Here is a 19,657-nt window from a genome sequence, read left to right on the forward strand (position 1 = left end):
CGTCAGTCCTCAATGGGTAGGCAAACTAGAGAAGGTGAAGCGAGATAAGAGAGTTATGCAGACATGGCTGTAACAATATCTTTGATGTAGACCCGTCGCACACCAGCAGCCAACATATCTTGCCAAGCATGTTGCAACGAACCATTTAAATCAATTGCTTTGGTTGCATCGGCAATCACATAGGTTTTAAAACCTAAACGACAGGCATCTATCGCTGTCCATGCCACACAGAAGTCCGTTGCAATACCCACGATATACACCGTATCTATGCCGCGTGCATTTAAATAACCTGCCAAACCTGTCGTGGTTTTTCGGTCTGCTTCCATAAATGCTGAATAACTGTCGATATTTACATGCATGCCTTTACGGATAATCAATTGGGCTTGGGGTAAGGCTAAATCAGGATGAAAATCGGCATCATGGCTACCTTGTACACAATGCACTGGCCAAAGCACCTGTGTGCCATAAGGCAGTTCAATCTGATCGAAGGCTTGTTTACCCACATGATTGTCGGCAAAAGAAATATGCTGTGCGGGATGCCAGTCTTGGGTCAGAATAATTTGTTCAAAATAATTCCCCAATTGATTTATTTTGGGGATAATTTGGTCGGCATGGGCAACCGCAAGATTTCCTCCTGGGGTAAAACCATTTTGTACATCCACCACAATCAACGCTTTTTTGTTTTGTATCTGTTGCATGTCCGTTTCATTCACTGTTCTTTTTAATTGTTCGCTAGCATATAACAAAAGTTCAAGGATGTAGTGAGCGCATCAGTCTCACTGCCTTGATCTACAACAATTCCTGCTGTTACCGATTGTTTATTGCCCATAAAAATAGCCCGTAAATACGGGCTATTCATAGACTATAGGCTATTTAAACGGTGACTTTCTGTAGACGTTGTACCAGAATTAACATCAATACGGCAGAAATCACAATACAAGGAATCGCTGCTGAAACAACACCTGTCGCGCCAAAACCTGCTGCCAACAACTGTCCCGCAATAGTCGGACCCAACATCGCCCCAATACGCCCAACAGCCGAAGCCATCCCCACACCCGTGCCACGTAGCTCAGTGGGATAAACAATACTCCCAAACGCATAGAGCACACCCTGACAACCAATCACAAAAGCCCCAACCAGTGCTGATGCCAAATACATTTGTGTGAGTGAAGCTGCAGCATTTAAAGCAAATAAGCCTGCCAAAATTCCGCCATACATCAACACAATCACATAAGCCTTTTTCCAGCGGTCTGTCAGCATACCCAAAATCACCGTTCCTACGGTTGCACTGAGCATGAAGTAGAATTGCGCTGTACTGCCTTCCTTACGCGAGAAACCAAGCTCCATAAATAACGAAGGTAACCAGCTCAGCATGATATAAACCACCATTAAGGTGAAGAAATAACTAAACCAAATCAATCCAGTACGCATTAAATTATGGCGATTAAACAAATCCTGAAAAGAGACATTCTGCTCGACCTCTGCGGTTTCAACACGTGTTTGGGCCTTTAAGAATTCACGCGATTCAGGCAAAAACTTGATCATTATCGGCAGCACAATAATAGGTAACAAGCCACCCAGATAAAAAATATTTTTCCAGTTCGAACCGAAATCTAAACTGGCAATGTAGGACAGAATCGCAGCTCCGACAGGCATACCACAATACATTAACCCCACCGCTTGCCCACGCTTTGCAGGAGTAACCGCTTCCGATGCTAGCGTAATTAACAACGGCATCGCAGCACCTAAGCCCGCGCCAGCCAAAAAGCGAACCAGTAATAAACTGTAAAAACTATTTACCCAGACGGTACATAAAGTGAATATCGCAAATATAGCGACAGACCAGACCAAGACTGTTTTACGTCCTATGCGGTCTGCAAAACGTCCACCCACCAATGCGCCAGGTAATAATCCTAAAATTCCTGCGCTAAAAAATACACCCAGTTGTGAACTGTCCAGTGCAAAATGTTCCCGAATTCCTGCCGCAGCGATACCCGCAGCTTGAATATCCAAGCCTTCAATCACGGCGATTAAAAAGCAAATTGCCACCGTAATCACGGAGTGCTTACGCGCTGAAGAAGATGCCTTCATTTCAACTCCTTGTTTAAACATCGTCCAAAATGAAGCCCATCATCTGTGAAGCAGAAATTTTAATTAACCCACCTTAAGTTGAAGATTTTTGATAATTTTTTATAAATTATGAGATAAATCACATTTTCAATACATCTGACCGATAGTCTTAAAAACAATTAATCCGAACGAAATTTGACTAAATTAGTCAACAATTCAGTTAAACTTTAAATACTTAGCCATAGCTCAAATTAAGCAATGCTCAATCAGTTATTGTTCAGATCAATAATTGACAGCGGCTTTTATTATGAAGCCTCATATTTTCTTGCACGTTACCTAGAGTTATAAGCTCTTTAGTAAGTTTTATAAGCTCTTAATCTTATTTATCTTTCCTACTCAATTATGTAAATCTACGTCTTTTTTTGACCTTCTGAAGTGCAAGATACGTCCCCTCACTACGAGTTAATTTTCACTTTTTTAAAGTTTTGAATTGCTTTGACTAAAGCATATTGTTCTTCATCGCTTGTTCAGTCATAATTTGCGTAAGCATTATTCAATTCGACAGATTCTAATTGAACTGCTATAAATCAAAATGCGCACCCATCCAACCTCATTTTTTTCACTTCACTGGATGGACAAATAGGATATTTTTTCAAAATGACTCAGCAAGCACAGATCATTCAAGGCTCAATAGTCGCAATCGTCACCCCAATGTTTGAAGATGGCAGCGTAGATTGGAAGGGTCTTGAGAAGCTCGTTGAGTGGCACATAGAACAGGGAACAAACAGTATTGTTGCAGTTGGAACAACTGGTGAAGCTTCTACATTAAGCATGGCTGAACATACACAAGTGATTAAAGAAGTCGTTCGTGTAGCCAACAAACGTATTCCAATTATTGCTGGTACTGGTGCAAACTCAACGCGCGAAGCAATTGAACTCACAAAAGAAGCAAAAAAACTCGGTGCTGATGCAGCCCTATTGGTCACACCATATTACAATAAACCGACACAAGAAGGCTTATATCAACACTACAAAGCGATTGCTGAAGCTGTTGATTTACCTCAAATTCTGTATAACGTACCGGGTCGTACTGGCGTAGACATGGCGAATGAAACGGTCATCCGTCTGGCTGATATTCCGCAAATTATCGGCATTAAAGATGCAACTGGCGATGTTCCACGTGGTCAAGCACTGATTGAAGGCTTACGTGGTAAAGACATGGTGGTTTATTCAGGTGATGATGCAACCGCTTACCAGTTAATCGAACATGGTGCGAAAGGTAATATTTCAGTAACTGCGAATGTTGCACCTAAACAAATGAGCGAAGTATGTGCGGTTGCGATTGCAGGCGATGCTGCACGTGCAGAAGCACTAAATGCTCAAGTTGCAAATTTACACAATATTCTGTTTTGTGAATCGAACCCAATTCCTGTGAAATGGGCACTACACGAAATGGGCTTAATTGGTACTGGCATTCGCTTACCATTAACACCTCTTGCAGAACAATACCGCGCACCACTGCGTGAAGCGTTGGTGGCGGCAGGTATAATCAAATAAAGAGCACTATATTATGCAGTTACGTTTAGGTTTAACCCTTGCACTTTCAGTATTGAGTTTAGCGGGTTGTAGTTCACTTGCGGTTAGCAATAAATCTTTGAGCTATAAAGAGACAGCAACCCTCGAACCGCTACAATATCCTGAAGGGTCAATGGTTCGTCCAGCAACGCCACTGTATCCAGCACCAACGGTTGAACCTTTAGCGATTCAACACGCACCAAAGCTCGAAAATAGCAAAGGCAACCGTTTTGCTTTACCTCGCCCAGATGTTGCTGCACCCAACAGCACAGCAACTGCTACATCTGAGCAAAGCACTGAGATAGGTCGTCCGCAATTACTAACTGATGGAAATCAAAATCCATTGCTCAAAATTGACGGAAATTCTGATACAATTTGGCAGTATACACTTGCCACGCTCAGCAGCCTGAACCAGAACGTTGTAGGTCAAAGTAAAAACCGTTACGAAGTAACGCTTAAAATCGATCAGCAGATCTACATACTGCGACTAACATCAGTAGGTTCAAGTCACAATTTGGCAGTGTTTAATGCCGATAACAGCTTTGCAGATAAACAAAAAGCTGCAGAACTGTTAACCCAGATTTACCAAAACTGGCCGGCCTAGATCATACTAGGCATTTTTTTTTGCAAAAGGTTCCCCCATGTTAAAACAAACCTTGCTCTATACTGGTAAAGCGAAATCTGTGTATGAAACAGATAATCAAGACCACCTGATTTTAGTATTTCGTGATGATGCCTCTGCGTTCAATGGCGAAAAAATCGAACAACTAGATCGTAAAGGCAAGGTGAACAACCGTTTTAACGCCTTTATCATGGAGCAACTGGCTGCTGCTGGCATTGAAACTCATTTTGAAAAATTACTTTCTCCAACAGAAGTGTTGGTAAAGAAATTAGACATGATTCCTGTGGAATGCGTGATTCGTAACTACGCAGCAGGTTCATTATGCCGTCGCTTAGGCGTTGAAGAAGGTAAAGAACTAACTCCTCCTACTTTCGAATTGTTCTTCAAAGATGATGCGCTTGGCGATCCAATGGTAAATGAATCTCAAGCTATTGCTTTAGGTTGGGCAACTGCTGCACAACTTGAAAAAATGAAAGAACTCACTTATCAAGTAAATGATGTATTAAAAGCATTGTTCGACAAAGGCAACATGATTTTGGTTGACTTCAAACTTGAGTTTGGCGTATTCCATGACCGTATCGTGTTAGGTGACGAATTCTCTCCAGACGGTTGCCGTCTATGGGATAAAGACACCAAGAAAAAATTAGACAAAGACCGTTTCCGCCAAGGTTTAGGTGGTGTGGTTGAAGCTTATGAAGAAGTTGCTGCACGTATTGGCATCGACCTTTCAGACATCTAATTTGCTCTGAAACTTCAAAATAAAAACCGAGTCTGATGGCTCGGTTTTTTATGCTCTGAAATAATGATTTTCCAATAGCTATAGCCTGAATTGAATTTGATTTCTTGAGTAGATTTTCCTGTTGTTCATACGTGAACACGCAAATCTTTGGTGGTGCCCATCACCAATAAACTGGTAATTGAGGAAATGGAAGGAATCGTGCCCAAGACATCGGTATGAAATTTTTTATAGGATTTTATATCGGTTACCTCGACTCGAAGTAAATACTCCACGGCCCCAGTAATAGTATGACATTCGGTGACTTCAGGTGCAGCCTCAATCACTTCCTCAAAATGCGTTAAAGATGCCTTGGAATGACTAGACAAACCAATGGTCACATAGACAATTAATCCAATGCCCAAAAGTGATCGATCAATAATGGCTTTATAGCCCTTAATCACCCCAATTTTTTCTAATTCCTGTACCCGACGCAAACATGCTGATGGGGACAAACCGACACGTTCAGCCAATTTAAGATTGGTTAAATGTGCATCTGCTTCCAACTCACACAATATTTTTCGGTCTAATCGGTCTAGCTCAATCATTTATTGCAAAACAATTTATTTTTAAGCTCAATATACAACCAAATTGCGTAATCTGAACAATAAAATGTTTTTTATTTATGATGAAATACACATGTCTCCTTCTCTATTTATCTCTTATTTACTTTTTTGTTTGGTCATGACCAGTACCCCAGGTCCGAATAATGCCCTTGTGCTAATTTCAGGAGCGCGCTTTGGGCTCCAGAAAACCCTACCTTTAATTCTAGGGATTGCCTTTGGTGTTGCCTTCCAACTTATGGTAATTGGTCTGGGACTTCATCAAGTATTTCTACATTTTCCCCAATTCCAGTCCATCTTAAGTCTGATTGGGTCCGCCTATATTCTCTGGCTGGCATGGAAAATTGCGTCCAGTGGTCCACTCAACGCGCGTCTAGATGAAAAACCTGCAATGGGATTTTTACAAGGCGCTGTTTTCCAATGGCTAAATCCTAAAGCATGGATGATGTCGATCAGTACCGTCTCAACCTACTTTGCTGCCAGCCAACAATTCATCGACATTACCTATGCCGCCTTAATTTTGATGTTGATCTCGATTCCGTGCGTTGGTATCTGGGCAATCGCAGGAAAATTTTTACGTCAATTGTTAATACAAGCTAAATTTGCCTTCATTTTTAATCTCAGTATGGCAATTGCATTACTCATCGCAGTTTTACCTATATGTTTTAAATTCATCACATTACAGTCCTAATATTTGGTCTACACATTTCTAAGCGAAAACCATTGTGAAGAAAAACTGTAAAAAAAAGCAGCAACTGTGTACGCCATAGCGCACAAAGCTTCCCGAGTTTTTCCACTATGTGCTGTGTGAGCTTTTAAATATGATGAAAGATTGCGAATAGGATGCTGCAAAACAAAATTATTCTGAACCGTAGAGAATACCCAAATTTCCACCATTACAAATGGTGTAAGCTGAATAAATCACCAATAAATGGATATTTTGGTATATATGTTGCTTTTATTTCAAAGCAAAAGGTGGAGTAAATTTGTCTTCGTCTTATTTTTTGAAATTTGATTTTTTACGGATGCTAATATTTACGATGAAAAGCTGGCAAAAGAAAGTATTACTTTCAACAACGTTAATGCTGACAGCGCTTGGCAGCACAGTGCAAGCCAAAGAATGGAAAGTCATTCGTTTCGGTACCGAATCTGCCTATGCCCCTTTTGAATATAAAACTCCTGACAACAAGTTGGTGGGTTTTGACATCGACCTAGGTAATGCCATTTGCGCCAAATTAAAAGCCAAATGTGTCTGGGTGGAAAACTCTTTTGACGGGATGATTCCTGCACTCAAAGCGAAAAAGTTTGATGGTATTTTGTCTTCAATGACCGTTACGGCGGATCGCTCAAAACAAATTGCTTTCAGTAATAAAATTTACAACACCCCAACCCGCATGGTCGCGAAGAAGGGTTCTCCATTATTGCCAAGCCCTGCATCTTTAAAAGGGAAGCGTGTGGGCGTGCAACAAGGCACCATTCAAGAAAGTTATGCAAAAGCCTATTGGGCACCTAAAGGTGTCAATGTAGTGCCTTATCCAAACCAAGACGTGCTTTACCAAGATATGGTGTCTGGACGTCTAGATGCAACATTACAAGATGCCATTATGGTTGATGGTGGGTTCCTTAAATCACCAAAAGGTAAAGCGTTTGGCTTTGCAGGTGGCAACGTGGTCGATGCGAAAACCCTTGGCGTAGGTGCCGCGATTGGCTTACGTAAAGAAGATGCTGATCTGAAAAAAGCCATTGATGGTGCTTTAGCCGCCATTATTGCCGATGGAACATACAAAAAACTCGAGAAAAAATACTTCTCCTTCAGTATTTATTGATGACAAAAATGTCGGTTTTAAACCGACATTTTTTATACATGACTGAATTTCATCAATATTCTATTTATAGTTTTTGTTCGGAGTAGATGAGTATGTTTTTGTCTGGTTATGGTCCCGTGTTGCTTGAAGGCACTTGGATGACCATACAGCTTGCATTGTTATCACTGTTACTATCCATCATGATTGGATTGATTGGTGCAAGTTCTAAACTCTCTAGTCTTAAATTTGTCCGCTATATTGCGACTGCCTACACCACACTCATTCGAAGTGTTCCCGATCTGGTCATCATGCTGCTGCTATTTTATAGCCTGCAACTGGGACTAAACTCGATTACTGAATCACTGCAAATGGAACAAATTGATATTAATCCATTTGTTGCGGGCGTGATTACCTTGGCATTTATTTATGGCGCGTATTTCACCGAAACGTTTCGGGGTGCATTTCAAGCGGTACCCAAAGGACAAATTGAAGCTGCTTATGCCTATGGTATGACTTCATTTCAAGTCTTTCGTCGTGTTTTATTTCCACAAATGATGCGTTTTGCCTTACCAGGTATTGGCAATAACTGGCAAGTCCTGATTAAAGCTACCGCACTGGTCTCACTCATTGGTTTGACGGACATCGTCAAAATTACTCAAGATGCAGGTCGTAGCACCATGCAGGTGTTTTACTTCAGTGTCATTGCCGCAGTGATTTATCTGGCGATCACTACCATTTCGAATTTAATTTTGATGTGGTTAGAACGTCGTTACTCGGTTGGTGTGAAAAAGGGACAACTATGATTGAAATTCTTCAACAATATTGGCAGTCATACCTTTGGACCGATGGTTTTCAAATGACAGGCGTGGCCATGACCGCATGGCTCTTGGTGCTCTCAATTGCGATAGGCTTTGTAGTGGCAGTCCCGCTATCCATTGCCCGCGTATCAGAAAATCCATTTTTACGCCTGCCTGTTTGGTTTTATACCTATGTATTTCGTGGCACGCCACTTTATGTACAACTACTGATTATTTACACGGGTATTTATAGCCTCGATTATATTCATGCCCATGAGCGTCTGGATGAATTCTTTCGCGAAGGACTCAACTGTACCATTTTGGCTTTTGCGCTGAATACCGCAGCCTATACTACCGAAATTTTTGCAGGTGCGATTCGTTCTATTCCGTATGGCGAAATTGAGGCAGCCCGTGCCTTTGGCATGTCTCCGTGGAAACGTTATACCCGTATTATCATTCCATCCATGTTACGCCGTGCATTGCCATTTTATGGTAATGAAGTCATTTTAATGCTGCATGCCACCACCATTGCCTTTACCGCAACCGTGCCTGATATTTTGAAAATTGCACGAGATGTGAATGCGGCAACCTATGCCACGTTTGATGCTTTTGGCATCGCGGCAATCTTATATGCATGTTTGGCATTTATCTTGATTTGGATTTTTCGTAAATTGGAACAACGCTGGTTGGCATTTTTAAAACCATCGAATCATTAGGAGAAACATAGATGGAAAACTCAGCAAAACTGGTGATTCGTGATTTACATAAAACCTTCGGGGACAATGAAGTCCTAAAAGGTGTATCTCTAAATGCTAACGCAGGCGATGTCATTAGTATTATTGGTTCTTCAGGCTCAGGAAAAAGTACCTTCCTCCGCTGCATCAACTTCTTAGAACAACCGAGTCAAGGTTCCATTCAACTGAATGGAGAGCAACTCAATACTGTACTGGACAAATCAGGCAATTTAAAAGCGACCAGCCCAAAACAGCTACAGAAAATGCGCACCCAACTGATGATGGTGTTTCAGCATTTTAATTTATGGTCACATATGACTGTGTTGGAAAACATCGTGGAAGGGCCAATTCATGTTTTGGGTTTAAAACGTGCGGAAGCTGAAGAGCGTGCGCGCAAATACTTAAGAAAAGTGGGACTGGCTGAAAGTGTAGAAGGTAAATATCCATCCTTCTTATCGGGTGGGCAACAGCAGCGGGTAGCGATTGCACGTGCATTGGCGATGGAACCCGAAGTCATGTTGTTTGATGAGCCGACCAGTGCTTTAGACCCTGAACTGGTGGGAGAAGTATTGAAGGTCATGCAAAGTCTGGCAGAAGAAGGCCGAACCATGATTGTGGTGACCCATGAAATGGGCTTTGCTCGGCATGTCTCCAACCATGTGATTTTCTTGCATCAAGGTAAAATTGAAGAACAAGGTGACCCTAAAGAAGTCCTGATCAATCCCAAAAGTGAACGACTGAAACAGTTCCTTGAAGGCAATTTTAAATAAACACTTTGTAGGTTACAGCTTACAAAGATTCAGGAAGATGTCTTCTAGATCAGGTTGAATTTTTTTCATATGATGGAAATATAGAGAACAGGATGTTCCAAAACATAAAACAATAATGATAAGTGACACCACCAGGATGTGAGGTACGACAGGAGTTATACCTAAGCAGCGCATACGAAAAAGCCCGACAGGATGTCGGGCTTTTTTATTTAGACTACACAGCCTTATTGCTGCTGTTGTTCTTGCATCCAACGGCGTTGCTGTAAACGCTCACCTTCTACTTCACGTTTATTACGCGCAGATTCGTACAACTTGGTACCTTTCAATTCTGGAGGCAAATATTCTTGCATGACAAAATGTTCAGGGTAGTTATGCGGATATAAATAGTCCACCCCATAGCCTTGCTGTTTCATCAGTTTGGTTGGGGCATTACGTAAATGCAATGGCACTGGCAAATTCGCCGTTCTTTCTGCCAAATCGAGGGCTTTGTTAATTGCCAGATAAGTGCTGTTGCTTTTGGCACTGGTTGCCAAATACACGGCACATTGTCCTAAAATAATCCGTGCTTCAGGCATACCCACCGCTTGCACCGAACGGAAACACTCTCCAGCCAAAAGCAAAGCATTCGGATTAGAATTGCCGATATCTTCCGAAGAGGCAATCAACATGCGACGTGCAATAAATACGGGGTCTTCCCCGCCTTTTAGCATCCGTGCCATCCAATATAAAGCCGCGTCTGGATCACTGCCGCGAATCGACTTAATAAAGGCCGAAACCAAGTCATAATGCTGTTCACCTGATTTGTCATACCGCGCAATATTTTGCTGTGCAACACGCACGACAATGGCATTGGTGATGATATTTTCAACATCTGCTTCAAAGGTACTGGCTATTAGATCGAGTAAATTCAGTGCCTTACGTGCATCACCTGCGGCAAACTGCAACAAGGCATCAAATTCTTCAATTTGAATAAAGCGTTGTTTTAAAAAATGATCTTGTTGTATCGCTCGTAGAATCAGTTCCTGAATCGCCTCATTACTGAGTGCATTTAAGGTATAAACCTGACAACGCGACAATAAGGCGCTATTGACTTCAAAGGAAGGATTTTCTGTAGTCGCACCAATCAGCGTAATCTTGCCCTTTTCCACCGCATTCAATAAAGCGTCTTGCTGTGATTTGTTGAAACGGTGAATTTCATCAATAAACACCACAGGGGTCAGCAAATCACCACTTTCTGCAATGATTTCACGTAATTCTTTCACGCCCGTATTTAATGCCGACAGACTAACAAAAGGACGGTCTACCGCTTGTGCCAACAACAAGGCAATCGTGGTTTTACCGACACCAGGCGGTCCCCAGAAAATAATTGAAGGTAAATGCCCTTGATCAATCATCTGGCGTAAAGGTGCCTGCTCGCCCAACAAATGATCTTGCCCAATAATTTCAGACAAATCACGAGGACGAAGACGTTCTGGAAGCGGAATCTGGGTGTCTGACATACGGTTATTTCAGCCAATGAAGGTGATTCTAGTCTACACTGGAATGCCAAGCAGACTGAATACCTGAATGTTTAAGATCCCACTAGAATAGCTGGTAATTTAAAATATCCAACAAAGAGGCTGCAAACATTTGTCCATGACTTAAATTTGGATAAAGCAACAGTTTGCTTTGTACCCCTTGTTGTTGAAAATGTGCAATCACATCTCGATTCTCTTGCACCGTTTTCAGATTAAAATTTGGGCTTTTTGTCGCAGGATGAAGTTGTGCTAAATCCCCTTCCATAATCCATAAAGCTTGGGCCTGATCATGCGACATTGCCTTAGTTTGCATATTTTTCAGAATACGGCCATCCGCCCACGACAAAGATGGACTTGCAGCAAAATAATGACTGAAGTATTGAGCGTGCATCAAACTATCTAATACAAATAGCCCGCCATAAGAATGTCCCCATAAAGCTTGCCGTTGAGGATCTAATTTAATCTGTCCAGCTACCCAAGGTTGAATTTGGCTGAATAAGACTTCACGGAACTGTATGCTGCCCCCACTTAAGCGCTCAGGTCGACGGGGATCTGCTGTAATTTTTCCAGTTTCATCTGTTGGGGTATAATCCAAAGCACGTGCTGCTGTATCAAAAGGCAAGTCTGTGTCATAGCCAATTGCAACCAAAACTGGCGCTTCACGCGTTGCCAAATGCTGCAATACATCTTCAGACAAATAAGACATCGCCGAATTACCGTCGAGCATGAATAATGCAGGAGAGACTCTTGCTGTTTGTTGGTGCGGAAGACCTAACCAGACTTTATAACGACGCTGCTGATCGGCAGATTGGAAATACTTCACCTGAAACTGATAGTAGGCGGAGCCCTGTTCTGCAATATTGGCTTTTAAGGGGGCTAGATTCGGTTTTGCCTGTACGTCTGCATGGATCAGCAAGCTAAAGCCACATATCAGTAACAGTACAGACTTGCATGAGAAATGAAACACAACCAGACCTCAAAGACCCACAAAAGAGATCAAATAATATCTGTATTAAGAATCATTATCAATTAAAACAGCTTGTTTTATCTGTGGGTTAACGTACCCAACGCACAATATATTCATCAATCTGTTCTTCATCGACTTCGGTCTCAGAGATACAACGACCTGCTGCCGACTTTCTGGCTTGAATGACACTCTGCCGCGAACCTGTATTTAAATAATGCCATGAAGGTAAACTTTTCCCTTCATTTAAACGCCGATATGCACAACTCGCAGGCAACCAATGAATCTGTCTTAATTTCTCTGGCGTCAATTGAATACAATCTGGGACATAATCCAAGCGTTCAGGATAGTTGCTACAACGTGCGGTTGTACAATCCAGTAGTTTGCACGCGACTTTGGTATACGCAACTTCTTGCGTATCTTCATCCTCTAATTTCACCAAACAGCATAAGCCACAACCATCGCATAAAGCCTCCCACTCTTGAGTATTCAGGGCTTCAAGCGGATATTTTTTCCAGAACTGCGGGCGTAATTCACTAGACATGGTGGGCAAAAACTAAAAATAACATGATCATTATATCAATAAAATCCTGCAACAATGCAGCAATCTCTTTTACGTTAAATCATAGACTTACTCCAATATGCGAACATTTTTTAGACAAAAGATCAACATTTTAAAGCGCTATCCAAACCTATACTGAGTGCAAGACAACAACAACATGGAGAAGACTTATGTTCCGTTGGGCGATTATTTTTGCAGTGATTGCATTAATTGCGAGCTTACTCGGCTTTGGTGGTGTTGCAGGGTTATCCAAAGACTTTGCGGTGATCTTATTGGTCGTTGCCGTCATTTTGGCGATCATCGGCTTTATTTCTAGAGGGAAAGCTTAGAATACGGTCATCAAATATACTTCATAAAAAAGAAGGATTTTTCCTTCTTTTTTTTATGTTTAAAGGGCTAGTTTAAGCATAGAAACCGCGCGTTCTACTCATATTTTTTATTTTCACCCAATCAAAGATTTTTATTCATTTTTTTAATTTCAATAGTTTAAATAAATCAATCCAAATATATAGATGTTTTTTTACACTTCTTCAGCGCCATGACATTATTTTTTCAAAATCATGGATTATTTTATGCTTTAATCATTCAATTCTCGTACTCAATAATACTAAGGACTAAGGGATGACCACCAATATTCAAACTCGTGAAATCGAATATACTGCCGCAGATGGTACGCGCTTAATTGGATATTTTGCTGCACCAAGCACGGCTAAACCAGTTGCAGGTGTTTTGGTTGCACCTGAATGGTGGGGACGCAATGAATATACAGAACAGCGTGCACGCGAACTGGCCGAACATGGCTATGCAGCCTTTGCCATTGATATGTATGGCGATAAAAATGTCACTACATCTGCGGCGCAAGCCAACGAATGGATGATGCAAACCTTCCAAACACCAGACACCATTGTGACTCGTGCGTCAGCAGGTTTAGCAACTTTGGCTGCACAAACCGAAGTAAATGCAGATAAACTGGCTGCAATTGGCTTCTGTTATGGAGGTAAAGTTATTTTGGATTTAGCACGTTCGGGTGCTGAACTGAAAGCTGTCGTGACCTTCCACGCCAATCTGTCAGCACAAGTGCCTGCCCAAGCAGGTCAAGTCAAAGCTGAAATTTTGGTCTTACACGGTGAACTCGACAGCATGGTCAGCTTAGATGATGTTGCACATTTCCGTGAAGAAATGTATGCCGCTCAAGTCCCACACGAAGTCATTGTTTTTGAAGATGCAAAGCATGGTTTCAGTAACCCACAAGCAGATGAAAGAGCCAAAGCCAATGGTGTAGACTTAGGCTATAATGCTGAAGCGGAACGACAAGGGCTTGAAGCCATGTATGAACTACTACAACGTCGTTTAGCTGAATAAAAAAATAGAAACGTGGATGTTGGCTTTATCCAACATCATTTTTGAATTTGAATGCTTTATTAAGAGGACAAGATAATGACTGAGAACAACTGCCCATACTGCAATTTTGATGAGTTTGATATCATTGATAAAAATGAGTTTGGTGTAATTCTACCTGAACCAAATGCACTCTCTAAAGGACATTGCGTCATTATCCCTCTACGCCATGTCAGCTCTTTCTTTGATGTCACTGACAAAGAACGTAAAAGTTTAATGTCGCTTTTAGAACTGGCTCGCAATGAACTACAACTTCGTCATCAACCTACAGGTTTTCACATCGGCTTTAACGATGGCTCGGTGTTTGGTGAAGCATCTGAACATTTGCACATCCACATTATCCCTCGTTACGATGACCAACCGCTAAAACTCGATGCGCGTTGGGGAATGTTAAGCGAAGCTTAATCTGCCACCATAAAAAAATGATGCGATCGCATCATTTTTTTATGCCTAAATTTCCTGTCGGGACTCAGCAAAAATCAGTACGGCTCCGCTATACTAAGTCGCTTGAAATTGTATAGAGTTCACATGTCTTCGTTTTCTTTCTCAGATGCCCTATTAGCTTGGTTCGATCTACATGGTCGACATGACCTACCTTGGCAAGTGGCAGATAATCCTTACCAAGTATGGGTTTCCGAGATTATGCTGCAACAGACACAAGTCAAAACCGTACTCCAATATTTTGCACGTTTTGTGCAACGCTTCCCCACTGTTGAAGATTTAGGCCGTGCCTCTTGGGATGATGTTGCTCCTTACTGGGCAGGTTTAGGCTACTACGCACGCGCGCGTAATCTGCATAAGGCCGCAGCAATTGTGGCACAGCAGGGTCATTTCCCTAGCGGCTTAGAAGAATGGATGGCACTGCCAGGCATCGGACGCTCCACGGCGGGTGCATTAATGTCCTTGGGATTACGACAATATGGCGTGATTATGGATGGTAACGTCAAACGCGTACTCGCCCGTTTCTTTGCCATTGAAGATGATCTTAGCAAACCTGTCCATGAACGTGCCTTGTGGCAACTGGCGGAACAACTGTGCCCAGAACAACGGAATCATGACTATACCCAAGCCATTATGGACTTAGGGGCAACCATCTGTACTCCCAAAAAACCGCTATGTCTGTATTGTCCCATGCAGCAACATTGCAAAGCTCATCAACAGGGCTTAGAAACAGAACTGCCATATAAGAAGCCCAAGAAAGCCGTTCCTGTAAAATCGGCACAAGTCATGGTATTGCAGTGCCAAGATCAATGGCTATGGTTACAGCGCCCCAATACTGGGTTGTGGGGTGGATTATGGAGTCTACCCATCTATGACGATAGTGCTGAATTGACCCAAACCACACAAATGTTAGGTCTAAAACCAAACAGTAAGAATGCGCAAATTTCACATAGTTTTACGCATTTTACTTGGTTACTTGATGCGATTTGTTTCCACGTGGAACCAGAACAAAAAGAGCATATTGCAATTGAACTCTCAGGCACATGGTACACGCCACAAAAAGCTACACAAATGGGGCTGCCTACTGCCATGAAAAAATTGATCTCTGCCTTATAGATATGACATAGTCTGAAACTGAAAGTTTAGCTTCTTGAAAATCACAATAATCAAAAGGAAAAATTGTGCTTCGTCAGTTTGCGATTAGCAGTTTAACAATCAGTTTTTTGGTACTCACCGCCTGTACTTCGACACCCAAGAAAACAGGCTCTGGGCTGCCGCTCTCTACCGTTCAAGACCTACAACGCACACCGCTTAAATCGAACTTACCCATTCCTGTGCAAAATATTAAAACCAAACAATTGACCGATACATGGGGTGCTTCACGCAGCCAAGGGCGTCGACATGAAGGTATCGACATTTTGGCTCCACGTGGAACCAAAGTGTATAGCACTACCGATGGATTAATTGCTGACTTACGCGATAACAATTTGGGTGGTAAAGTAATTTGGGTGTTGGGGCCAAGTGGCTCTTGGCATTATTATGCACACTTAAATGAGCACAAACGTGGGCTGGCCGTTGGAGATTATGTCAAAAAAGGCGATCTGATTGGCTATGTAGGCAACACTGGAAATGCTCGACATACTGCACCCCATTTGCATTATGGCATCTATTTAGAAGGCAAAGGTCGCGGTGCGGTCAATCCTTTTCCATATTTACGTTAATTTTTTTTAGGAAATACACATGTCTGAAGTGTTGATGAATCGTCTGGTTGAATTTGCAGAATCAGGCAATCAACAAAAAATTGTAGTTGCAGGACAAAGCTATCAAGGCTGGGTCATGGAAATTACCGAAGATGCCCTGTTGATTAGTACAGGTTTTGCAGACAAATCAGGCAAAGATTTCTGGATTTCATTTAACGAGCTACAACAAGCAAACTTATCCTACTGGGACAATAAAACGGATCAGTGGATAGACTTCACTTTATAAATCGACAACAACATAGAGAGGAACAATGACTAAACAACGCTGTGGCTGGTGTACCGAGGATCCTCTCTACATTGCCTATCATGATCATGAATGGGGACAACCTGTGCATGATGAGCAACATTTATTTGAAATGCTTTGTCTCGAAGGACAGCAAGCGGGTCTGTCTTGGATTACTGTACTGAAAAAACGGGAAAGCTACCGCCAACATTTTTTTCAGCACCCGATTCAACAGATTGCCGAGCTGAGCGATGCTGACCTAGAAGCCAAATTACAAGATGCTGGACTCATTCGACACATTGGCAAACTACAAGCCATTCGAGAGAATGCACGCGCTTGGCAAAGCCTAAAACAACAAGAAAATGTCGTGGATTGGTTGTGGAGTTTTGTCAGCCATAAACCTATTTTGAATGCTGTACCTAACTATAAAACGGCACCTGCACAAACTGACATTAGCCAACAAATGTCTAAGGCCTTAAAGAAAAAAGGCTTCAAATTTGTGGGGCCAACGACCTGTTATGCCTTTATGCAAGCCGTGGGTATGGTCGATGATCACGAAGATCATTGCCCCGCCAAAAATACAACAAAATAGTCCCCATAAAAATAGAGGATGCCATCATGAGTAATAATCTGATCAATAGCTATGCTGCCCTACATGCAGGCGAGGCACTGGTCCCCTTTCAATTTGATGCAGGCGAACTTCAAGCCCATCAAGTTGAAATTAAAGTGGAATATTGTGGACTCTGTCATTCTGATGTTTCGGTGATTGAGAATCAGTGGGGCAATGCTGTTTATCCTGTAATCGCAGGGCATGAAGTGATTGGCACCATCTTAAGAATGGGTTCTGAAGCCAAAGGATTACAAATAGGTCAACGCGTAGGGTTGGGTTGGACTGCGGAAAGCTGTCAATACTGTGATCAATGCGTGGCTGGACAGCCTGTATTATGCAGCAGTGGCAGCACTGCGACCATTGTAGGTCATGCTGGTGGCTTTGCCGATAAAGTCCGAGCAGCATGGCAATGGGTCATTCCGCTGCCTGAAGATTTAGACCCTGAAAGCGCAGGGCCTCTGCTCTGTGGCGGGATTACCGTTTTTGATCCTTTACTCAAGCACAATATTCAAGCCACGCATCATGTCGGTGTGATTGGCATTGGTGGCTTGGGGCATATGGCAATTAAATTACTTAAAGCTTGGGGTTGTGAAATTACCGCCTTTACTTCAAGTCTGGACAAGACCGATGAACTTAAAGCGATGGGCGCAGACCATGTCGTAAATAGCCGCGATGTAGATGCACTGAAAACCCAACGAGGCAAATTTGACCTGTTGCTCAGTACGGTTAATGTCACGCTGAATTGGCCTGCTTATATCAGTACACTGGCACCAAATGGCACCATACATCTGTTAGGTTTACCACTAGAACCCATCAAGTTTAATGTGGGTAGTCTGATTGGCGGAGCAAAGTCAATCACAGGCTCACCTACAGGTTCACCTGCTGCATTACGTCAACTGCTCAAGTTCGCTGCACGTAAAAACATTGCGCCACAAATTGAATTGTTCCCGATGTCACAACTCAATCAGGCGATCGAGCGTTTGCACTCAGGCCAAGCCCGTTATCGGATTGTGCTTCAAGCCGACTTCGAATCCAGCACAACATAATCCAATTGTCGCCGAGTCCAATTCGCCAAGCATTCAATTGCTTGGCGGATCTCGGTGGATAATTCATGACCTGCATTTAAGCGTATGCAATTTTTATAACGCTGCTCTTCTCCAAAAACGATACCTGGCACAATGCTAATGCCTTGCTGTTGGGCATAACGATACAAATCCAAACTATGAATGGCTTCAGGCAACTGTAACCACAGCGCATAGCCGCCTTTGGGTTGATTCAAGCGAATGTCTATACCTGAAAAAGCCTGTATTAAAAATTGCCGATATTGCTCGACCTGTTGCATTAAACAGGGTTTTAAACGGTTTAAATGCTCTCGATAGGCGCGGCTATAAATCAGATCAGCCAAGCCCAATTGCAAGGGCGTATTCACCGCAACATGTCGAGTCAGAAGTTGTGCACGTAAATGGTTTAAACGTGACGGCATGCAAAACCACCCCACCCGATAAGCAGTAGATAAGGATTTGGAAACCGAGCCACAGTAAATAACATAACCCTGTCGATCCCAGTATTGAATCGGCAATGGACGTTTTAAATCAAAACTGCATTCGGCATAAATATCATCCTCGATCACATAGCACTGATATTGAGCTGCCAACTGAGCAATTTTTTCCTTTTCTGCAGGGCTTAAACAAAAGCCCAGAGGGTTCTGAAAATTGGCAGTGAGTAAGCACGCTTTCGCCCCCGAATCACGCATCGCCTGTTCAAATCGATTCAGGTCAAAGCCATTGGCATGCGCTGGAACTTCAACAATTTTACGATTCAGACTCGCCAACAATTGCAATTGCCCGTTAAAGTTGGGTGTCGGTACAATAATGCTATCGCCTTCTTGGGTCAGGGTTTGAATCACCACCGACAAAGCAGGCATGCAACCATTGCTGATATAAATATCTTCAGCTGCCATGTAAATGCCATCTTCTGCCCAATGCGCCGACAATGCTTCTCTTAAACGTCGATGTCCCTGTTTATCACTATACAAAAAATCTTCAGGTTTACTGTGCTTCAGCGCACGTTGAATAGAACGGCGGAGTGCCTCTACAGGCACTAAATTTGGCGAAAGCTGAATAGATCCCAAATGAATCATTTGGTCATGAATGGAGGCTTCTTGAATTTCTATTTGTAGTTCTAAATTAGACACTTCTCGGGCAGTCACCGCAAAATCGACATGCTGCGGAACAGCGACTGCCAAAGCTTGTGGTTGCACAAAGTAGCCCGCTTGAGGCTTGGCCGTAATTAAGCCTTGCGCCTCTAATAGTTCATAACAACTTTTGGCGGTATTGAGACTGACCTGTTGCGACTGGGCAAACTGACGTAACGAACTCAAACGCTGCCCTGCTCCCAACTCTCCTGCATAAATTTTCTGTGCTAACTGGTGTGCCAAATCACGATACTGAATGCCCATTACTGTACTCATT

General features: G+C 42.5%; 23 protein-coding genes. 16 read left to right on the forward strand and 7 right to left on the reverse strand.

The annotated features are described in order from the left end of the window. Window positions 1-53: 53 nt before the first annotated feature. Together pncA and mhpT are read right to left on the reverse strand one after the other, a co-directional pair. Window positions 54-689 (reverse strand): bifunctional nicotinamidase/pyrazinamidase, encoded by a 636-nt coding sequence (pncA, locus tag I593_RS17455; RefSeq protein ID WP_026440923.1) that lies wholly within the window; start codon window positions 687-689, stop codon window positions 54-56. A 184-nt stretch (window positions 690-873) separates the two neighbouring features. After that, the gene (gene mhpT / locus I593_RS17460; RefSeq protein WP_016168895.1) at window positions 874-2,091 is read right to left on the reverse strand and encodes a 3-(3-hydroxy-phenyl)propionate transporter MhpT; all 1,218 of its coding nucleotides are present in this window, start codon (window positions 2,089-2,091) and stop codon (window positions 874-876) included. Window positions 2,092-2,727: 636 nt separating this feature from the next. Between mhpT and dapA the strand changes: the two genes are divergently transcribed. The 3 genes from dapA to purC are packed head-to-tail and all read left to right on the forward strand — an operon-like array spanning window position 2,728 to window position 5,006. Then, on the forward strand, window positions 2,728-3,627 hold the full coding sequence (gene dapA, locus I593_RS17465) for a 4-hydroxy-tetrahydrodipicolinate synthase (protein WP_016168896.1): 900 nt from the start codon (window positions 2,728-2,730) through the stop codon (window positions 3,625-3,627). Window positions 3,628-3,640: 13 nt separating this feature from the next. Beyond that, a complete protein-coding gene (locus tag I593_RS17470; RefSeq protein WP_016168897.1) occupies window positions 3,641-4,249 on the forward strand; it encodes a hypothetical protein in 609 nt (202 codons plus the stop codon). Between the two features lie 37 nt (window positions 4,250-4,286). Then, window positions 4,287-5,006 (forward strand): phosphoribosylaminoimidazolesuccinocarboxamide synthase, encoded by a 720-nt coding sequence (purC, locus tag I593_RS17475; RefSeq protein ID WP_016168898.1) that lies wholly within the window; start codon window positions 4,287-4,289, stop codon window positions 5,004-5,006. A 125-nt stretch (window positions 5,007-5,131) separates the two neighbouring features. Here purC and I593_RS17480 read toward each other — a convergent pair whose 3' ends face one another. After that, window positions 5,132-5,590, reverse strand: a complete 459-nt coding sequence (locus I593_RS17480) for an Lrp/AsnC family transcriptional regulator (RefSeq protein WP_016168899.1) — start codon at window positions 5,588-5,590, stop codon at window positions 5,132-5,134. Window positions 5,591-5,681: 91 nt separating this feature from the next. On the opposite strand from I593_RS17480, the gene I593_RS17485 reads away from it, so the two are divergent. The 5 genes from I593_RS17485 (at window position 5,682) to I593_RS17505 (ending at window position 9,711) form a co-directional block, all read left to right on the forward strand. Then, window positions 5,682-6,296, forward strand: coding sequence for a LysE family translocator (locus I593_RS17485; RefSeq protein ID WP_026440922.1), 615 nt, complete (start codon window positions 5,682-5,684; stop codon window positions 6,294-6,296). 349 nt (window positions 6,297-6,645) lie between these two features. Next, window positions 6,646-7,431, forward strand: a complete 786-nt coding sequence (locus I593_RS17490; RefSeq protein ID WP_016168901.1) for an ABC transporter substrate-binding protein — start codon at window positions 6,646-6,648, stop codon at window positions 7,429-7,431. Between the two features lie 92 nt (window positions 7,432-7,523). Further along, entirely contained in the window at window positions 7,524-8,213 is a 690-nt protein-coding gene (locus I593_RS17495) for an ABC transporter permease (RefSeq protein ID WP_016168902.1), read from the forward strand. Next, on the forward strand, window positions 8,210-8,923 hold the full coding sequence (locus tag I593_RS17500; protein ID WP_016168903.1) for an ABC transporter permease: 714 nt from the start codon (window positions 8,210-8,212) through the stop codon (window positions 8,921-8,923). The genes I593_RS17495 and I593_RS17500 overlap by 4 nt, the downstream gene beginning before the upstream one ends. A gap of 11 nt (window positions 8,924-8,934) precedes the next feature. Next, on the forward strand, window positions 8,935-9,711 hold the full coding sequence (locus I593_RS17505; RefSeq protein WP_016168904.1) for an ABC transporter ATP-binding protein: 777 nt from the start codon (window positions 8,935-8,937) through the stop codon (window positions 9,709-9,711). A gap of 224 nt (window positions 9,712-9,935) precedes the next feature. On the opposite strand, the gene I593_RS17510 is transcribed toward I593_RS17505, so the two are convergent. From I593_RS17510 to I593_RS17520, 3 genes are all read right to left on the reverse strand, one after another. Next, a complete protein-coding gene (locus tag I593_RS17510) occupies window positions 9,936-11,210 on the reverse strand; it encodes a replication-associated recombination protein A (RefSeq protein ID WP_016168905.1) in 1,275 nt (424 codons plus the stop codon). 82 nt (window positions 11,211-11,292) lie between these two features. Beyond that, window positions 11,293-12,195, reverse strand: coding sequence for an alpha/beta hydrolase (locus I593_RS17515; protein ID WP_016168906.1), 903 nt, complete (start codon window positions 12,193-12,195; stop codon window positions 11,293-11,295). An 88-nt stretch (window positions 12,196-12,283) separates the two neighbouring features. Further along, window positions 12,284-12,736 (reverse strand): YcgN family cysteine cluster protein, encoded by a 453-nt coding sequence (locus I593_RS17520; protein ID WP_016168907.1) that lies wholly within the window; start codon window positions 12,734-12,736, stop codon window positions 12,284-12,286. 188 nt (window positions 12,737-12,924) lie between these two features. Here I593_RS17520 and I593_RS20175 point away from each other — a divergent pair, with 188 nt between their 5' ends. The 8 genes from I593_RS20175 to ahr all read left to right on the forward strand — a co-directional run bounded on the left by I593_RS20175 (window position 12,925) and on the right by ahr (window position 18,232). Then, window positions 12,925-13,083 (forward strand): DUF1328 domain-containing protein, encoded by a 159-nt coding sequence (locus I593_RS20175; RefSeq protein WP_016168908.1) that lies wholly within the window; start codon window positions 12,925-12,927, stop codon window positions 13,081-13,083. A 292-nt stretch (window positions 13,084-13,375) separates the two neighbouring features. After that, complete coding sequence (locus tag I593_RS17530) at window positions 13,376-14,116, forward strand: dienelactone hydrolase family protein (RefSeq protein ID WP_016168909.1); 741 nt, start codon at window positions 13,376-13,378, stop codon at window positions 14,114-14,116. A gap of 75 nt (window positions 14,117-14,191) precedes the next feature. Continuing rightward, the gene (locus tag I593_RS17535) at window positions 14,192-14,557 is read left to right on the forward strand and encodes an HIT family protein (RefSeq protein WP_016168910.1); all 366 of its coding nucleotides are present in this window, start codon (window positions 14,192-14,194) and stop codon (window positions 14,555-14,557) included. A gap of 123 nt (window positions 14,558-14,680) precedes the next feature. Continuing rightward, entirely contained in the window at window positions 14,681-15,709 is a 1,029-nt protein-coding gene (gene mutY, locus I593_RS17540; RefSeq protein ID WP_016168911.1) for an A/G-specific adenine glycosylase, read from the forward strand. Window positions 15,710-15,774: 65 nt separating this feature from the next. After that, window positions 15,775-16,314 (forward strand): M23 family metallopeptidase, encoded by a 540-nt coding sequence (locus tag I593_RS17545; protein ID WP_016168912.1) that lies wholly within the window; start codon window positions 15,775-15,777, stop codon window positions 16,312-16,314. Between the two features lie 19 nt (window positions 16,315-16,333). Next, window positions 16,334-16,579 (forward strand): hypothetical protein, encoded by a 246-nt coding sequence (locus tag I593_RS17550; RefSeq protein ID WP_016168913.1) that lies wholly within the window; start codon window positions 16,334-16,336, stop codon window positions 16,577-16,579. A gap of 25 nt (window positions 16,580-16,604) precedes the next feature. Then, the gene (locus I593_RS17555; RefSeq protein ID WP_016168914.1) at window positions 16,605-17,168 is read left to right on the forward strand and encodes a DNA-3-methyladenine glycosylase I; all 564 of its coding nucleotides are present in this window, start codon (window positions 16,605-16,607) and stop codon (window positions 17,166-17,168) included. Window positions 17,169-17,194: 26 nt separating this feature from the next. Then, window positions 17,195-18,232, forward strand: a complete 1,038-nt coding sequence (gene ahr, locus I593_RS17560; protein WP_016168915.1) for an NADPH-dependent aldehyde reductase Ahr — start codon at window positions 17,195-17,197, stop codon at window positions 18,230-18,232. Here the strand turns inward: ahr and I593_RS17565 are convergent. Then, a complete protein-coding gene (locus tag I593_RS17565; RefSeq protein ID WP_016168916.1) occupies window positions 18,202-19,644 on the reverse strand; it encodes an aminotransferase-like domain-containing protein in 1,443 nt (480 codons plus the stop codon). The two genes, ahr and I593_RS17565, sit on opposite strands and share 31 nt — an antisense overlap. Window positions 19,645-19,657: the final 13 nt, after the last annotated feature.

The sequence above is a fragment of the Acinetobacter tandoii DSM 14970 = CIP 107469 genome, assembly GCF_000400735.1.
Lineage (GTDB): Bacteria > Pseudomonadota > Gammaproteobacteria > Pseudomonadales > Moraxellaceae > Acinetobacter > Acinetobacter tandoii.

Bases quoted from the DNA above. Each gene is read 5' to 3' on its own strand.
- mhpT (WP_016168895.1), bottom strand. From the start codon at position 2,091: ATGAAGGCATCTTCTTCAGCGCGTAAGCACTCCGTGATTACGGTGGCA.
- dapA (WP_016168896.1), top strand. From the start codon at position 2,728: ATGACTCAGCAAGCACAGATCATTCAAGGCTCAATAGTCGCAATCGTC.
- I593_RS17470 (WP_016168897.1), top strand. From the start codon at position 3,641: ATGCAGTTACGTTTAGGTTTAACCCTTGCACTTTCAGTATTGAGTTTA.
- purC (WP_016168898.1), top strand. From the start codon at position 4,287: ATGTTAAAACAAACCTTGCTCTATACTGGTAAAGCGAAATCTGTGTAT.
- I593_RS17480 (WP_016168899.1), bottom strand. From the start codon at position 5,590: ATGATTGAGCTAGACCGATTAGACCGAAAAATATTGTGTGAGTTGGAA.
- I593_RS17485 (WP_026440922.1), top strand. From the start codon at position 5,682: ATGTCTCCTTCTCTATTTATCTCTTATTTACTTTTTTGTTTGGTCATG.
- I593_RS17490 (WP_016168901.1), top strand. From the start codon at position 6,646: ATGAAAAGCTGGCAAAAGAAAGTATTACTTTCAACAACGTTAATGCTG.
- I593_RS17495 (WP_016168902.1), top strand. From the start codon at position 7,524: ATGTTTTTGTCTGGTTATGGTCCCGTGTTGCTTGAAGGCACTTGGATG.
- I593_RS17500 (WP_016168903.1), top strand. From the start codon at position 8,210: ATGATTGAAATTCTTCAACAATATTGGCAGTCATACCTTTGGACCGAT.
- I593_RS17505 (WP_016168904.1), top strand. From the start codon at position 8,935: ATGGAAAACTCAGCAAAACTGGTGATTCGTGATTTACATAAAACCTTC.
- I593_RS17510 (WP_016168905.1), bottom strand. From the start codon at position 11,210: ATGTCAGACACCCAGATTCCGCTTCCAGAACGTCTTCGTCCTCGTGAT.
- I593_RS17520 (WP_016168907.1), bottom strand. From the start codon at position 12,736: ATGTCTAGTGAATTACGCCCGCAGTTCTGGAAAAAATATCCGCTTGAA.
- I593_RS20175 (WP_016168908.1), top strand. From the start codon at position 12,925: ATGTTCCGTTGGGCGATTATTTTTGCAGTGATTGCATTAATTGCGAGC.
- I593_RS17530 (WP_016168909.1), top strand. From the start codon at position 13,376: ATGACCACCAATATTCAAACTCGTGAAATCGAATATACTGCCGCAGAT.
- I593_RS17535 (WP_016168910.1), top strand. From the start codon at position 14,192: ATGACTGAGAACAACTGCCCATACTGCAATTTTGATGAGTTTGATATC.
- mutY (WP_016168911.1), top strand. From the start codon at position 14,681: ATGTCTTCGTTTTCTTTCTCAGATGCCCTATTAGCTTGGTTCGATCTA.
- I593_RS17550 (WP_016168913.1), top strand. From the start codon at position 16,334: ATGTCTGAAGTGTTGATGAATCGTCTGGTTGAATTTGCAGAATCAGGC.
- I593_RS17555 (WP_016168914.1), top strand. From the start codon at position 16,605: ATGACTAAACAACGCTGTGGCTGGTGTACCGAGGATCCTCTCTACATT.
- ahr (WP_016168915.1), top strand. From the start codon at position 17,195: ATGAGTAATAATCTGATCAATAGCTATGCTGCCCTACATGCAGGCGAG.
- I593_RS17565 (WP_016168916.1), bottom strand. From the start codon at position 19,644: ATGGGCATTCAGTATCGTGATTTGGCACACCAGTTAGCACAGAAAATT.